This window comes from Sorangium sp. So ce836 (assembly GCF_028553905.1).
Lineage (GTDB): Bacteria > Myxococcota_A > Polyangia > Polyangiales > Polyangiaceae > Sorangium > Sorangium cellulosum_D.
In genome coordinates, this window is sequence record NZ_CP102233.1 from 12,581,539 (window position 1) to 12,595,913 (window position 14,375).

The following is a 14,375-nucleotide window of genomic DNA, read 5'->3' on the forward strand; positions in this document are numbered from 1 at the left end:
TACCGGGTTTCGGTTCGCTGCGAACCGGTTGCACCGTCGTACGCTTCCGGTCTCAGTCCGGCGTCCATGGACGCGGACCCCCTTCGCGTCACCGGGGGGGTTCCCGCGGCGGCCGAAGGAGCGGAGCTGAGATCGAAGCGCCGTTACGGCTCTTCTACTGGGAGACCGGGAGGACACCCGATCGCCCGGGAAAACGGAGCGCGGTGATTACCAGCGGGAAGCGCCGTACGCAAGCGCGATCCTTCCGCGTCCTTTCAGTTTGTTTCTCGCGCCCGGGCGACCTGAGCAACTTTTCAGACTTTCCTGAACGGGCGTCAGGAGCGCCTCACCGCCCGCGTCCGGCCGCCGCCCTCGCCGGCCGGCCGGCCTCCGGGAGGCGCTCGGTCGCTCACGATCTCGAAAATTGCTCTTGACACACGCGAAACACTTCTGAAACAGGCTGTCCGGCGGCCTGATCGGGACGGCACCGGGTGCGTCCGCGGCGCATCGGCCTCGTCCGGCTCGACCGGGGCGAAGAACGGGATTGCGAGGGGAATAGGAGAGCCCCAGGCTGAGTCGAACGTACCAGGTAGTGGAACTCTTCCCCGACATTGTAGGAGGCAACGTGACCATGCTTGCTCGTCATCGCCATTCTTTCTTCGCGCTTACCTTGATCTCGTCCGCCGTCTACGGCGGCTGCGTCGTGACCTCGGCGGACACGGACAACGACCCGGACCAGACGACCGGCGCCGGCGTCACCACCGGCTCCTCGACCGGCGGAGGCGACGGCGGCGAGGGCGGCCAGGGCGGCGACGGGGGCGAAGGCGGCCAGGGAGGCGACGGAGGAGAGGGCGGTCAGGGCGGCGAGGGCGGCGAGGGCGGCGGAGCGGCGTGCATCGAGGCCGGGAACAGCGCCGTCACGGCGGACGCGTGTGAGCGGCTGAACATCGCGCCGGCGCAGGGGGCGACGAGCCAGTGCGGCGACGACCGCGACGAGGAGCCCATCGGCTACAGGCTCTGCAAGCGCGCCTTCCTCCTGTTCGCCCGGAGCCACGCGGCGGATCTGGCCGACTGCCTGGGGAACATCGGCGTGCAGTACGCGTGCGATCTCGAGCCCGCCCAGGATTGCCTCACCGAGATGTACGAGAACGCCTGCCCCAACCAGGCGCTCACGATCTGCGACGGGATCGCCGACCAATGCGATGAGTCGTTCAACGAGGGGCAGTGCGCTGCCGATCTGAACCCCTTCAGCGCTGCCGGCGTGGACGAGCTCGTCGAGTGCATCAACGAGGCGGATGAGAACCTCACCTGCGGCGCGGCCTACCGCGACTGCTACGAGACCGTCATGAGCTTCTGAACAGGTCCCCGCGCAAAGGCGGGGCCGAGGGCGCGCGCAGCGCCCTCTCTGCTCTCGCGGTTCTTTTCCCCCACCGTTCAACGTACATGCGATGACCTCCGGGCCCGTTCCCAGCCTGCGCCCACCCTAGCGCCCCGGCGCGCGCACCCTCTCCCGTACGCGCCTTCGGGGGTCCCCCGAGGGCGGTATTCGGTTGCAAAAAAGATGGCGGGAAGGGATCCTCGGCTCCGCCGTGGCCAAGGATCTCTCCCGCCCGCGTCTGGCAACTTCCCTTCCGCGTTCGTCGGGGGCGCGTCCATACCGCGGCGGTGTCCTGCTTGGGCTGGTCGTCGCATCGGCCGGCTGCGCGCCGGGGTCGACGACCGCCGAGCAGATCACGCCGCGCGTGGTGGCGCGAGCGTCGTTCGAGGGCGCCGCCGCCATCGTCGTGGACCGGCCCCTCAAGGCGAAGGAGAGCGCGCTCTCGACCGTCAAGGACAGCACCGCGATCGCGTCCGTGATGGAGCCCGAGACCAGCGCCGCCCCGGTGTCCTCGTCGACGAGCAGCGCGCGCTGTCCGGCCGAGATGGCCCTCGTCGAAGATCGCGTGTGCGTCGACCGCTGGGAGGGCTCCCTGGTCGAGCTGACGCCCGGCAGCGAGCGCCCGTGGTCGCCCTTCGATCCGATCGACGGCATCGAGCGCCGCGTCCGCGCCGTGTCCTGGCCGGGCGTCATCCCGCAGGGCTACATCAGCGGGCTGCAGGCCAAGCGGGCGTGCGCGGCGTCAGGCAAACGCCTGTGCACCTCGGACGAGTGGGTGAGCGCCTGCCGAGGGCCCGAGGACACGCTCTTCCCCTACGGCGCGAGCCGCCAGCACGGGGTGTGCAACGACGACGAGCGACCGGTTCACCCGGTCGCCGAGATCGCGGCGCTGCTCGGCATCAAGTCCGAGGAGCACTGGACGACCGCGATGAACAACCCGCTCATCAACCAGCTGTCCAACGCGCTGCTCCCGACGGGCGAGCGCGCGGGGTGCACCAACGGCTACGGCGTGTTCGACATGGTCGGCAACCTCCACGAGTGGGTCGACGATCCGAGCGGCACCTTCCGGGGCGGCTATTTCATGGACACGACGCGCAACGGCGAGGGGTGCAAGTACGCGACGACCGCGCACTCCTTCGGCTATCACGACTACTCGACGGGCTTCCGGTGCTGCATGGATCCGGAGCAGGCCGACTAGTGCTGGCCGCACGGCGCGCGGCCGGCGGTAGAGCGGCCGCGAGGCGGGCGCGGAGCTCGAGGCGATGCGGCGAGGAATCAGGCGAGCGCGCCGCGGCGGCGCGGTGGCCGGCGCTCCGGATCGACCGCTCCCGCGCGGCGCGACCGAGCGTGCCAGTCGGCGACAGCCCGGCGATGCGGCGCAGGGATCCAAGGCGACACCAGCGAAGAGAATGCCGATGCTCGACTCCGGAGTGAGCGCGGCGGCGCGGCGCCGCGCCGTCGCGACCGCCCTCGCCGCCCTGACCGCTCTCCTGGCGCTCGGGTGCCAGAAGAAGGAGAAGGCAGAGCCCATCACCGTCCCGCCGCCGGGCGCGGCGTCGCAGGATGAGCTCACCACCGCCATTGGCCAGGCGCGAGGCATCGCCTCGGCGCTCGCCCCGTCGTCGACCCGATGGCGACGGGTGTTCGTGCTCGACGACAAGCGCGCGGTGGTGACAGGCGAGGTCGAGAACGAGGCGATCGCGCTCGTGACCGAGACCGCCGGCAGGACGTGGCGCTCGCTGCGGCGCCTCCGCGAGGGATGGTCCACCTGGTCGGTCGGCGCCGACGGCGCCATCGTGCTCACCGCCGGCCCGCGCGGCCCGGCGCCCGCGAAGGACGCGCGCGGAGCTCGAGGGGCACCGCCCGCGGTGGACCCGCCCAGCCTCTCCTTCGCTCCGTTCGAGGCGAGCGAGCTCTCGGCGCCCTCGCCCCTCGCGCTGCCAGAGCTGGGCCGCGGGGCGCGGCCGCTCGCGAACTCCATACCTGCGGTGCTGTCGGCCGAGAGCGCCGCGCTGCTCGTCGAGCCGAGACCCCGGCGCGCGACCCTCGTCCATGCGGGGCCGCCCGGCGCCACGCCGGTGCCGCCGCTCCAGCTCCCCGCGCAAGAACAGGCGCTGCCCGTGCCGTATGGCCGCCCGCCGGCGATCCTGTCGGTGCGCGGGCGCAACCTCCTCGCGCGGCCCGTCCCCGAGCCGGGCAAGCCGCTCGACGCACCCCGGATCATCGAGGGGCTCGCGATGAGCCCAGCGGCGACGGCCGCGCTCTCTGCGCCCCCCGCGTGCGACTTCGCCGGATGGTCGATCCAGCTCGTGCCTCAACCGCCCGACAAGGCGGCGGTGCTCGCCGTCTCCGCGGCGCAGACAGCCGTGCTGAAGCTCCCCGCGAAAGCCGCCCCCGATGCCGCGATCGGCTGCGCAGCCGACCGGATCATGGTCGAGGTTATCGCTCCCACAACTGGAGAGCGCACGCTCGCGACGTGCACCCTCGACGGCGCCTGCGTGCTCGCCGAGAAACCGCCCTTTCGCCCCTGGCTGGAGCCGCACGAGCGGTTTATCGCCCTGGCGCCCACACGCCAGGGGGTCGCCGCCGTGCTGACGTCCCGCACCGCGACGCGATGGGGGCTCTATATCGCGCAATCCCCGGAAGCAGGTAAGATCTACGACGTCCCCAGGGTAATCGGCGAAGACTCGGGCGAACGCGGCCGTATCGAGCTCGGAGCGCTCCTCTCCTTCGGAAATCGACTTTTGATGCTCCTCCAGGCCGACGTCACCGGGACATCGCGTCGCGGCTGGTACGTCATGGCCTCTGAGGACAGCGGGCTCACCTGGAGCCCGCCCTGAGCTCCGTCTCGAACGGGACAGCCATTCTGAACGCGACGCGTCAGCAAAGCCTCCATCCCATCTGACCCTGGCGTGCGCGGTGGTCGCGCGGCCTACTTCGCTGGCGCGGCAGCCTGAGCGACGCGCTTGCGCCCCTTGGCGCTCGGCTTCTTCGCAGCAGGCGCAGGTCCCGCCGCGGTCTTGCGCGCGTTCGCGCTCGCCTGCTCGGCCGTCTTCGCGTCGCCTGCATAGCGGGCGAAGCGGCGGTCACCCCCCTGGAAAATCCGCTTCTCCAGCTTGAGCTCCTTCAGCGCTGCAGCGGCGCGCGTCTGCGGGATACCCGCCTGCTTCGCCACCTCGCTCGCGCTGACGCCAGAGCTCGCCTTGACGACACGCTCGACCGCGTCGAGCGTCTCCTGACGCTCCGCCGAGGCGGCCGGCGACTTGCGCGGGCGGCCGGGCCGGCGCTTCGGCGCGGCGCCACGCTTGGCCGCGACGGAAGAAGGTTTGGACTGGACCGCTCCAGCGCGGGCGCGCGTACGGCTGCGGCGCGGCGCCGGCGGAGGAACCAACGGCGCCGCCCCTGTCACGGCGCCCAGCTGATTCTTGACGAGCGCGAGGATCGCCTCGTCCGGCATTTTCCGCACGAGGTTTACAATCTGCTGCGAAAAGGCATCGGTCGCCATGTGCTCTCCCTCGTCGCCGAATCCAGCTCGGCGGTTGGATACGACTATGCCGTTGCCACTTGCCTGGTCAAGCGAATTGAGGATAGCCGGCCGTCTTTTCTTTCAATAGGCGCTGCGGGCGGGCTCAATCGGAGAGCTCATTGGACGGCCACGAACGGCTGGGCTGCTTTGCTCGACACGAGCCGAGCGATGAAGCGCCCCCACGCGCGTCGATTGATAGCCGAGACCCCTCCCCCGCGCAGGACGGCCCGAGCCGCGACAACCCTCTCAGGCCCCTCACGCTGCACCGCGGCATTGCGTGTCTCGGGTGCTCGCGGCAGGTCAGGTAAGCACTGTATGAGAACCGAGCAACCCCGCTCCCTCGATCAGGCCCGTCACGGGCGGCAATGCGGGCTCGCGCACAACTGCGAGGCGCATCGACCCCGGCCTGGGCCTCCCGCCCCCAATCATTGAAGCGCCCCGCGCCGGGTGCGAGCGCCTGGCGACCACACACAGGCGGCCAGCGCATGGCTACATTGCACGCCCTGGGCGCACGACTGACCTATGCGGGCGCATGATGATACGATGCCGCCCCGGGAGGGGCGCCGCGGGGGAGCTTCGCAATCGGCGCCGGAGGGGCAAGGAATCAGGGCCGACCGCGCGAGCGCCTCGCCCCCGGGTCCGCCGCGCCACGGCCTCTCGCCGAGCGAAGCCTCCCGTCCGCCCGCGGCGCGACGCCGGCGTCTATGTCCGCGCGCCTGCTTGAGCCCCGCTGCGCCGGCGCGAGTCGCCGGCTGGCTCGCCGCGAGCCGCTGCGCTGAGCGAGCGCTCCGCACGACATGCGCTCATCTCCGCGGGATTGTGCGGGGTCGCGCGCTCGGCCGCGGCTCGGTCAAAAGCCAACCCGCCGAGCTCTTCGGACCGATGAGTGGACGCCAGCGGCGGCGCCGCCCTCCGAGGCACGCCCTCTCTTCGCTCAGCGCCGATCTCGACATCACGCGCGCACCTCTCACCCGCGGGCAACGCGGCGCGGCCGGCTGGAGCCTGTCGTGCCCGCCGGACCGGCGCGCGGGCGCGCGGCCGATCCAGCAGGACCTCTCATTATATAGAAGAGAGGAGCGCCGAGGACAGCTCATCGCCGTGCTCGGCCTGTCCGATCGAGCGCTCCCAAGTCAGCTCAGCCTTCGGCCCGGCTCGAGTGCGGCGCGCGGTTCGCGCTCCGGATGCACGGGCTCTACGACATTGGCGCCTGCTCCAATGAGAGGAGGAGCAACGGCGGCGGCCAGGCCCGCTCCACCTCGACTTCTTCGAACGCTCTCCTGTCCATATCCACGGCGACCCGGAATCCGCGCGGGCCGAGGTCGACGCTGGCCCGGCGATCGGACGAGATCGATCAGCCGCCCACAATCCGTTGACATGCGCGTCCGTCGGGGAGTTGACATGCGTCCGTCGGGGAGAACGATGCGCGCATGTCGCTGGCCCGCGTGCTCGAGCCCGAGGTCATGGATACCGACGAGGAGGCGCGGGCCTACGACACCATGGATCTCGCCGCCGTGAACGCGGCGTTCTGCGACGCGCTCCTCTGCCTCGATCCGGATCTCGCATACGCCCTCGACGTCGGTACGGGGACGTGCCTGTTGCCCATCGAGCTTTGCCGGCGCGTACCGACAGCGCGGATCAAGGCGATCGATCTCTCCGCGTCGATGCTCGACCTCGGGCGCCGCCGCGTCGAGCAGGCGGGGCTCACCGGCGCCATCACGCTCGCCCTCGTGGACGCCAAGGCGCTGCCCGAGCCGGACGAGACGTTCTCAGCCGTCCTCTCGAACAGCATCATCCACCACATCCCGGAGCCGATGCAGGTCATGCGCGAGATGTTTCGCGTCCTCCGGCCCGGCGGGCTGCTGTTCATCCGAGATCTGCTCCGTCCGAAGGACGAGGCGTCGGTGGCGGCCCTCGTCGCCACGTATGCAGCGAACGATACGCCGTACCAGCGCGCCCTCTTCGATGCGTCGCTGCGCGCCGCGCTCGCGGTCGAGGAGGAGCGGGACACCCTGCGCTCGCTCGGGATCCCCCCCGAATGCGCGCAGGCGACGAGCGACCGGCGCTGGACCCTGGCGTTCCGCAAGGCCGCCTGATCCGGAGGCGCCCCGCCTCGCGACGCCGGCCCGTCAAATCGACGCGACGACCAGCCCGGCACGTAATAAAAGCGTCCGCGTGAACGCCACCGGAACACGAGCCCGCCGGGCGCGCGGCGGTGCCCCCGCGCTCCTTCTGTCCCTCGCCATCGCCCTCCTCGCCGCCTGCGAGGAGAGCCCGCCGCGCCCGGGCGAACCGGAGCGGCCCGCGCCCCCGCCGCCTACGTCGCCCGCGGCGAGCGCGCCGCCCGCGGCCAGCTCGGCAGCCGCCGAGCCGCCGGACGCAGGCGCGCCGGGAGACGTGGGCGCTCCCACGGGCACGCCCGCGTGGCAGGGGACGTGGGAAGGGCGCTACGACGCCAAGAAAGGCAGCGTCGTGCTGCCCCCCAAGGTGAAGGACGCCGTGCGCCAGAAGGACGACGGCAAGCAGGCCACCGGCCCAGGAACGGTGACGCTGACCATCGAGCCGAGCGGTGAGCTGAAGGGCACGGCGAAAGGCGCGCTCGGCGACGCGACCCTCGTCGGAAAGGTCGAGGACGGCGTGGTCCGCGCCTCGGTCTTCCCCGAAGATCCGCGCGCGCCGAGCGCGATGACCGGCATCCTCGTCGGCGAGCTGAAGGAGAACGTCATCGCGGGCAGGATCCGGGTGACCGGGCCCGACGCCATGCTCGTGCGCGAGTCGCCCGTGGAGCTGAAGAAGAAATGAGCAGCGCCGGTGGACGAGACGACGTCGTCTCGTCCACCGGCGTCGCGCGTCAGCTCGCCGCCCCGGCCCCGCCCGGCTCGCCCGCCGCTCTGCCCGGCGGCGCAGCGCCGACATCGCCGGCCGCGCCGCCGCGACCGCCGCCGCGGCCGGCCTCGCTCCGCCGCTCCTCGCGCTGGCGAGCGATCTCGGCGTCCCGCTGCTCGTACGCCACGATGATCCGCTGCACGAGCGGGTGGCGCACGACGTCGACCTCGGTGAACGAGCAGATCGCGATCCCCTCGATCCCCGCGAGCAGCTCGCGCGCCTCGGCGAGGCCGCTGCGCGCGCCGTGCGGGAGATCGACCTGCGTGACGTCGCCCGTCACCACGGCGCGAGAGGCGTAGCCGAGGCGCGTGAGGAACATGCGCATCTGATCGCTCGTCGCGTTCTGCGCCTCGTCGAGGATGACGAAGCAATCGTTGAGCGTGCGGCCGCGCATGAAGGCCAGCGGGGCGACCTCGATCTGGCCGCGCGTCACGAGGCCTTGCGCCTTGTCCGCGTCCATCATGTCGTGGAGCGCGTCGTAGAGCGGGCGCAGGTAGGGATTCACCTTCTCGGCGAGATCGCCGGGCAGGAAGCCGAGCCGCTCCCCCGCCTCGACCGCCGGCCGGGTGAGGATGATCCGCTTCACGCGGCGCTCGAGCAGCGCGTGGACCGCCATGGCCATCGCGAGGTACGTCTTGCCCGTCCCCGCCGGCCCGATGCCGAACGTCATGTCGTGCGATCGGATCGCCTGGATATAGCGCTTCTGCGCCAGCCCCTTCGCCGAGATCGGCCGGCGGCGCGCCGAGATGAGCACGACGTCCTCGAACAGCTCGCGCAGGGTCATCCCAGGGTCGTCCCGGAGCGCCTGGACCCCGCGGACGTAGTCCTGCGGGTCGAGCACCACGCCGCTCCTCAACATCTGCGCGGCCTCCGCCAGGCACCGCTCGGCGAGCGCGACCTTGTCGGCGTCCCCGGCGAGCCGGATCGTGTTGCCTCGGACGCCCGACTCGATGCCGAGAGTGCGCGCGATGAGCTTGAGATTCTCGTTCCCTGGCCCGGCGAGGGCCACCAAGGTGCTGTTGTCGAGCACCTCGACATCCGCCGTGATCCGCACGCTGGTCGTCATCGAGTGATCCTTCCCCGCCTTTGCTCCGGCGCTCCGCCGCCGGCACGCGCCGTCCTCCCTTGAACGGACCCTTGACTGCACCCACCTGTCACGCGACTGTCCCGCCCGCTCGTCCCGTGCCCTACACAGAATCGTAACGTCCTGGTCATAATCCAGCGTTGATAATGCGTGGAGTTTCGGGCACGCGGGCGAGCCGCACACAGGGAGAACTGCATGAGGTTAGCTACATCGGCGCTGCTGGGCATGACTGTTACGCTGTCGGGCCTTTCGGCGCTAGCACAGCCTGGGCCCCAGGGCCCGGCGCAACCGGCGCCGGCGCCACCTCCGGCTGCAGCACCCGCGCCGCCCGCCGGCGCGGTGCCGCCCGCCGGCGCGGTGCCGCCCGCCGGCGCGGTGCCGCCCGCCGGCGCGGTGCCGCCCGCCGGCGCGGTGCCGCCCACCGGCGCCGCCGCGCCGGCGCCACCGCCTGCCGCCGCCGCACCGGCGCCGCCGCCGGAGCCGGTGCCGCCGCCGGCAGAGCAGCTTCCGCCGCCGCCTCCTCCGGGCGCGCCGGCGACCGCCGCGCCGCCGCCGCCGCCGGAGGTGTTCGCGCCGACCGCCGAGGCCGCGATCGTGAAGGAGCAGCAGCCGCTCGCCGGCTGGCACGGCGGCTTCTTCCTTCGGGACGCCAACGACACCTTCCGGCTGTACCCGAAGGGGAGGATGAACCTCGACTTCTACAGCAGCTTCGGCAGCGGCGTGTCGGACGTGACCGCGACGAGCGGCGGGGCCGCGCTCAAGCCGCGCTTCTTCGTCCGCCGCGCGCGGCTGGAGCTGGCCGGCGAGTTCCTGAAGAAGTGGTCCTTCGACGTCGACGTCGATTTCGGCGGCCAGGGGCTCGCGAACACGAACGGCAGGACCGAGAACGCCGCCGCGGCTCCCGGCCAGACGCCGACCGCCGATACCGCGCGCTTCGCCCCCGTCGAGGGCACGACCTCGAACGCGGTGCTCGCCGACGTCTGGATCAACTACTCGGTCATGCCGGCGCTGAACTTCATGTTCGGGCAGTACACGACGTTCTTCTCGATGGATAACCAGACGAGCGACAACAGCTCGACGTTCCTGGAGCGCAACATCGGGACCCGGAGCTTCGCCTACCCGGAGGGCAAGGACATCGGCCTGACCATCTGGGGCGACGTCGCCGACAGGATGCTCGTCTACGGCGTCAGCGTGCTCGGCGGCGACGGGCAAAACCGGCCCGGCGTCGACGCCCCGCCCGATTTCGTCGCCCGCGTCTTCGCGCGCCCGTTCGGCGGCGACAAGAAGGCGTTGCTCGCGAAGGCGCAGATCGGCATCAGCGCGCGCCACGGCGAGCGAGACCAGGAGTTCGTGGGCTACGACTACGCGCCCATCAGGACGGGGCAGGGCTACACGCTCTGGGGCGGCGGCTACACGGACTCGCTGAAGCGCCCGATCCACGTCATCCCGTCGGGCGCGCAGAACGCGATCGGCGGCGAGCTCCGGCTGCCCATCAAGATGGTCGAGCTCCGAGCCGAGGCCTACTACGTCGCGAACAACACGCGCGAGGCCGTGGAGGGTTATCAGCTCACCAACACCGAGCGGCTCGGACAGGTGCGGGGGCTCGGGTGGTACGTGCAGCTCTCGGCGTGGCCGGTGGGCGACGCCTTCGTCAGCGGCGATCCTGGGTTCAGCCCGCGCCCGACCAAGATCGACCTCTCGAAGGAGCTCGAGAAGCCGAAGTCGGGCCTCGAGGTCGCCGCGCTCCTCGCTGGGATCAACGCGACGTACGACGGCGCGTCCCGCGAGGGCGCGTACGACGAGAGGACGCCGGGCGCCGAGAACGGGCCGGGCACCGACCTCAACGTCATGCAGATCGGCCTCGCCGCGAACTACTGGCATACGAAGAACGTGCGGCTCGGCGTGAATTACAGCGCCTACCTGACGCCGGGCAGCGGCTCGAGCGAGAACCTCCTCCGGGTGCCGGGCAATACCCTGAGCGAGCCCGATCCGGATGCGCACGCGCTGCACGAGCTCAGCGCCCGGCTCAGCCTGTCCTTCTAGACGCGCGTCGCGCGTCTCCCGCCGCGGCCGGCGTGCCGGCCGCGCTCCTCGATCGTTCGTTTGCCCTCCAACGAAGCGCGCCGGCGGGGCTCCCTGCGCGGCGCGGCGCAGCGCGGTCCGCGCAGGCCGCTCAAATGGCGCGCCTCAATTTTGGCCCAGGACACCCCGGCGGGGTACCCGTCGGGCCATGCGCGAGATGCGTCAGTGGATCGCCGTCGGTGCAGCCGTGGGGCTCGTGGCGGTGACCCTCCCCATGCTGCGCGAGCACGACGTCCAGCTCGGAGGGCTGCTCGCCAAGAAGACGACCGCCGGCGGGCCGAAGATCACGCGGACCGTGACGCCGCCGCCGCTCACGGACCTCGACCTCACGCGCATCGACGACCGGCGGAGCCCGCCGACGGCGCCGGCGCACGGCGGCCGCGTCGCGGAGCTGACCCTCGATCCGATGTACCAGCGCGCGGCGATCGGCTTCCTGCGGACCGGCCAGGTCCCGGAGGGCGCGGTCGTGATGACCGATATCCGCACCGGGAAGGTGCTCGTCTGGGCGAGCTACGTGCACGAAGGCGCGCTGCACGACGTCGCCGCGGAGGCCACCGCGCCGTCGGCGAGCGTCTTCAAGATCGTGACGGGCACCGCCCTCGTCGAGGCCGGCCTGAGCCCGAACACGAAGCAGTGTTACTCGGGCGGCGAGCACTCGATCCGGCCGGCCGACATGATCGACAACAAGCGGCGCGACAAGTACTGCGCGACGCTCGCGCAGGCGATGGGCCGCAGCATCAACACGGTGTTCGCGCGGCTCGCCGCCAAGAACCTCGATCACGAGAAGCTCGGCGCCGTGGCCGCGAAGCTCGGCTGGGGGCAGGATATGCCGTTCGACGTGAACGTCGCGACGAGCACGATCTCGCTGCCGGAGGACGAGCTCGGCTTCGCGCGCACAGCGGCGGGCTTCTGGAACACGACGCTGTCGCCGTTCCAGGGGGCGAACCTGGCGACCACCCTCGCCAACGGGGGCGAGATGATCCGGCTCCACGTCGTGTCGAGCGTCAAGGACGAGGTCGGCGAGATCTACCAGGGCGTGAGCGAGCGGCAGGTGCTCAAGCGCGTGATGGACGAGAGCACGGCGAGCGCGGTGACCACGATGATGGAGGCGACGGTGGATAACGGGACGAGCTACCGCTCGTTCCACGACCGCAACGGCCGCCCCTACCTCCCGGATATCCGCGTCGCTGGCAAGACGGGGACGCTCACGAAGCCGACGCCCGAAGGGCCCTTCTACACCTGGTTCGTCGGCTTCGCCCCGAGCCGCAAGCCGGAGGTCGCGATCTCGGTGATGGTCGCCAACGGCGCGAAATGGCGCGTGAAAGCGACCAACGTCGCGTGCGACATGCTCCGCACCTACTTCGCGGACAAGGGCGCGCCCGGCGTGACCGATCCGAACAATCGGACCGGCTCGACCGCTCGGCGATGACGCACCCCCTGGGCCGGCCGCCGAGCCGCGGCGCGAAAGGCCCGGGTGCGACGCGCTGCGCGGCGTCGCGCGGCTCGGCGCAGCAGCGTACGGGCATGGCGGAAGCGCCCGGACCGAGCCGACTCGGCCGGAAGCGCTGGCCGAGGCGGGCCGCGCGTCAGGCAGACCACGCGTAGGCTGCGTAACCCCGCCGCGTCACCGAGCGCGTTCGTCAGGATTCCGCCCTGGCCGCGATCCAACGGTCCGGCGATGATGACGCGCGCGAGCGATGGGCCTGCTCGGCGGTTGCCAGGTTTGCAGGACCATTGTACGCCCGCGGCAGCGATCGATTTATAGAACTTTTCCGCCGGGGCCGGCCCCGCTACCACCTGCTCGCCGTCCGCGGCGCGCAGGTCCGGGCCGCTCCGATGCAACCGGACACCCTGGGCCAGGGTGGGACCTAGTTGCGAGAGGTGCTGCTTGTGCAGCTTGTGCTCGGCCGAGATCTGCGTGCTAGCATCTCTGTTGTGCAGGTTGTGCTCCGCAAGCTCGGCCGGGGATCGCGCGCAGTCGTTGGCCGGCTCGTCCGTGCACCACGGAAAGGCTCGGTCATCGTCATCGAGTTCTCCGACGGAATGCATGAATACGTGACGACGCCAGTCAAGCGCGTGTTGCGTCTCGCCGGGCGGGAGGTCTTCTACATAGAGACCGTGAACTCCCGGTACCGCCTCGAGGTCCGCGGCCGCGAGGTCGCGCTGGACGGCGCGGTCGGCGGCTGAGCGCTGCCGGGCCGCGCGGCTCCCGCGCCTGACGTGCACGACGTGCCGACGTAACAACGCGCAACTCCCCGATAAATCGCGCAGATCCCGCAGGCGGTGGCCCGCAAGCGGTCGGCCTGGCTGGGCGTCGCACTGTACGCGCGTCTAGCGCGAGAACTGCGTTTCGGAGCGCATTGCCCCTTGCGCTTCCATGCGCTCTTGGGCAGAGTCCCGCTCCCTTTGAGGGGCCCCGCGGTAGGCCATCCACCGGTGCAGGATGGGGCTCGCCTGGCGAGCTGTCGTCACGATGCCGCGCCCGTGCCCCCGACCGTGAGGAGATTGAAGCCATGGGCAAGCGCGATCGTCGCCAGTCGATGAAGATGAGGCGCCGCAAGGCGCAGGCTGCCAAGAAGGAGCGCGCCAAGCGCAGCAAGCTGTCGCGGGCCACGACGGAGGTCGCCGGCAAGGCGAAGAAGCCCCGCGCCCCCAAGAGCGCCGCCGCTCCCGCGACCCCTGCCCCGGCTTCCTGACGGTGCACGGCCGGTCCGCCGGCCGCGCGCTGGCTCCATCCCGCGAAACGGTCACGACATTCCCCGAGATCGCACCTGCCGGCGCGTGATGGCGCCGGCGCGATCGCGGCGACCGACGCGATCGCGCCCGCCGGCGCCGTGAGGGCGCTGGCGCGGTCCGCTGCGTAGCCTCGCGCCGCCCGGTTCAGCGGCGGCGTTCACTCGTCACGAATGACGCGCGTGTGAAGGCTCAGGCCGGGTCGCCGGCCCGGATCGCTCGCGCTCGCCGCCTCGCCGGCCGGCTTCTCCTTGGGCGCGGGCTCGCCGAGCAGGCCAGTGTCGCCGTCTCTTCGCTCCTCGCCGACCAGCTCCCAGTGGCCTCGCTCGTCGCGCCAGCGCTGCGCGATCCGGGTGGTGCGGACCGTGGCCTCGTCGTGCCGCAGCCAGAGGACCTCGAGGTAGACCTCGGCCTCGTCGCGCTGGGTCATCTCGAAGCCGCCGAACTCCACGTCGACGACCCGGAGGCGGGGGCCCCAATCGGCGTGCCGGCGCATGAAGTCCTCCCGCGCCCTCGATCCGACGCGCTCGAGCGCGACATCCATGCGGCCGAACCGGGCCGCCGTGTTCATCTCGAGCGCCGCTTCGGTGAGGCGCTGGGAGTTGCTCGGGGCGATGCCGCAGCCGGCGAGGACGGCGACGCTCAGGGCGAGGAGGGCGCGCATGGCCGACCACCGTGGGCGAAGGGGCCGGCGCGGGCAAAGTTTCCGG

At 71.4% G+C, this 14,375-nt stretch carries 12 protein-coding genes; 9 read left to right on the forward strand and 3 right to left on the reverse strand.

Going from position 1 to position 14,375, the window contains the following annotated elements:
- Positions 1-610 precede the first annotated feature (610 nt).
- The 3 genes from NQZ70_RS45975 to NQZ70_RS45985 all read left to right on the forward strand — a co-directional run bounded on the left by NQZ70_RS45975 (position 611) and on the right by NQZ70_RS45985 (position 4,197).
- Positions 611-1,336 (forward strand): hypothetical protein, encoded by a 726-nt coding sequence (locus NQZ70_RS45975; protein WP_129581983.1) that lies wholly within the window; start codon positions 611-613, stop codon positions 1,334-1,336.
- Positions 1,337-1,721: 385 nt separating this feature from the next.
- Entirely contained in the window at positions 1,722-2,555 is an 834-nt protein-coding gene (locus NQZ70_RS45980) for an SUMF1/EgtB/PvdO family nonheme iron enzyme (RefSeq protein ID WP_237244662.1), read from the forward strand.
- A gap of 217 nt (positions 2,556-2,772) precedes the next feature.
- On the forward strand, positions 2,773-4,197 hold the full coding sequence (locus NQZ70_RS45985; RefSeq protein WP_129579878.1) for a hypothetical protein: 1,425 nt from the start codon (positions 2,773-2,775) through the stop codon (positions 4,195-4,197).
- A 92-nt stretch (positions 4,198-4,289) separates the two neighbouring features.
- Here NQZ70_RS45985 and NQZ70_RS45990 read toward each other — a convergent pair whose 3' ends face one another.
- The gene (locus NQZ70_RS45990; protein WP_129579879.1) at positions 4,290-4,862 is read right to left on the reverse strand and encodes a hypothetical protein; all 573 of its coding nucleotides are present in this window, start codon (positions 4,860-4,862) and stop codon (positions 4,290-4,292) included.
- Between the two features lie 1,448 nt (positions 4,863-6,310).
- Here NQZ70_RS45990 and NQZ70_RS45995 point away from each other — a divergent pair.
- Both NQZ70_RS45995 and NQZ70_RS46000 read left to right on the forward strand, forming a co-directional pair.
- Positions 6,311-6,976 carry a class I SAM-dependent methyltransferase gene (locus NQZ70_RS45995; RefSeq protein ID WP_129579880.1) on the forward strand — a complete coding sequence of 222 codons (666 nt, stop codon included), beginning with the start codon at positions 6,311-6,313 and terminating at the stop codon, positions 6,974-6,976.
- Positions 6,977-7,055: 79 nt separating this feature from the next.
- Positions 7,056-7,682: a hypothetical protein gene (locus NQZ70_RS46000; protein ID WP_129579881.1), complete on the forward strand. Its 627-nt coding sequence runs from the start codon at positions 7,056-7,058 to the stop codon at positions 7,680-7,682.
- A gap of 49 nt (positions 7,683-7,731) precedes the next feature.
- Here the strand turns inward: NQZ70_RS46000 and NQZ70_RS46005 are convergent, their stop codons facing one another.
- Complete coding sequence (locus NQZ70_RS46005; protein WP_129579882.1) at positions 7,732-8,832, reverse strand: PhoH family protein; 1,101 nt, start codon at positions 8,830-8,832, stop codon at positions 7,732-7,734.
- A 213-nt stretch (positions 8,833-9,045) separates the two neighbouring features.
- Here NQZ70_RS46005 and NQZ70_RS46010 point away from each other — a divergent pair, with 213 nt between their 5' ends.
- The 4 genes from NQZ70_RS46010 (at position 9,046) to NQZ70_RS46025 (ending at position 13,628) form a co-directional block, all read left to right on the forward strand.
- On the forward strand, positions 9,046-10,893 hold the full coding sequence (locus NQZ70_RS46010) for a porin (protein ID WP_129579883.1): 1,848 nt from the start codon (positions 9,046-9,048) through the stop codon (positions 10,891-10,893).
- Between the two features lie 187 nt (positions 10,894-11,080).
- Positions 11,081-12,361, forward strand: coding sequence for a penicillin-binding transpeptidase domain-containing protein (locus NQZ70_RS46015; protein ID WP_129579884.1), 1,281 nt, complete (start codon positions 11,081-11,083; stop codon positions 12,359-12,361).
- Between the two features lie 461 nt (positions 12,362-12,822).
- Positions 12,823-13,119: a hypothetical protein gene (locus tag NQZ70_RS46020; protein ID WP_148314458.1), complete on the forward strand. Its 297-nt coding sequence runs from the start codon at positions 12,823-12,825 to the stop codon at positions 13,117-13,119.
- 326 nt (positions 13,120-13,445) lie between these two features.
- Positions 13,446-13,628, forward strand: a complete 183-nt coding sequence (locus NQZ70_RS46025) for a hypothetical protein (RefSeq protein ID WP_020740990.1) — start codon at positions 13,446-13,448, stop codon at positions 13,626-13,628.
- A 197-nt stretch (positions 13,629-13,825) separates the two neighbouring features.
- Here NQZ70_RS46025 and NQZ70_RS46030 read toward each other — a convergent pair whose 3' ends face one another.
- Positions 13,826-14,329: a hypothetical protein gene (locus NQZ70_RS46030; protein ID WP_129579886.1), complete on the reverse strand. Its 504-nt coding sequence runs from the start codon at positions 14,327-14,329 to the stop codon at positions 13,826-13,828.
- Between the last annotated feature and the right edge of the window lie 46 nt (positions 14,330-14,375).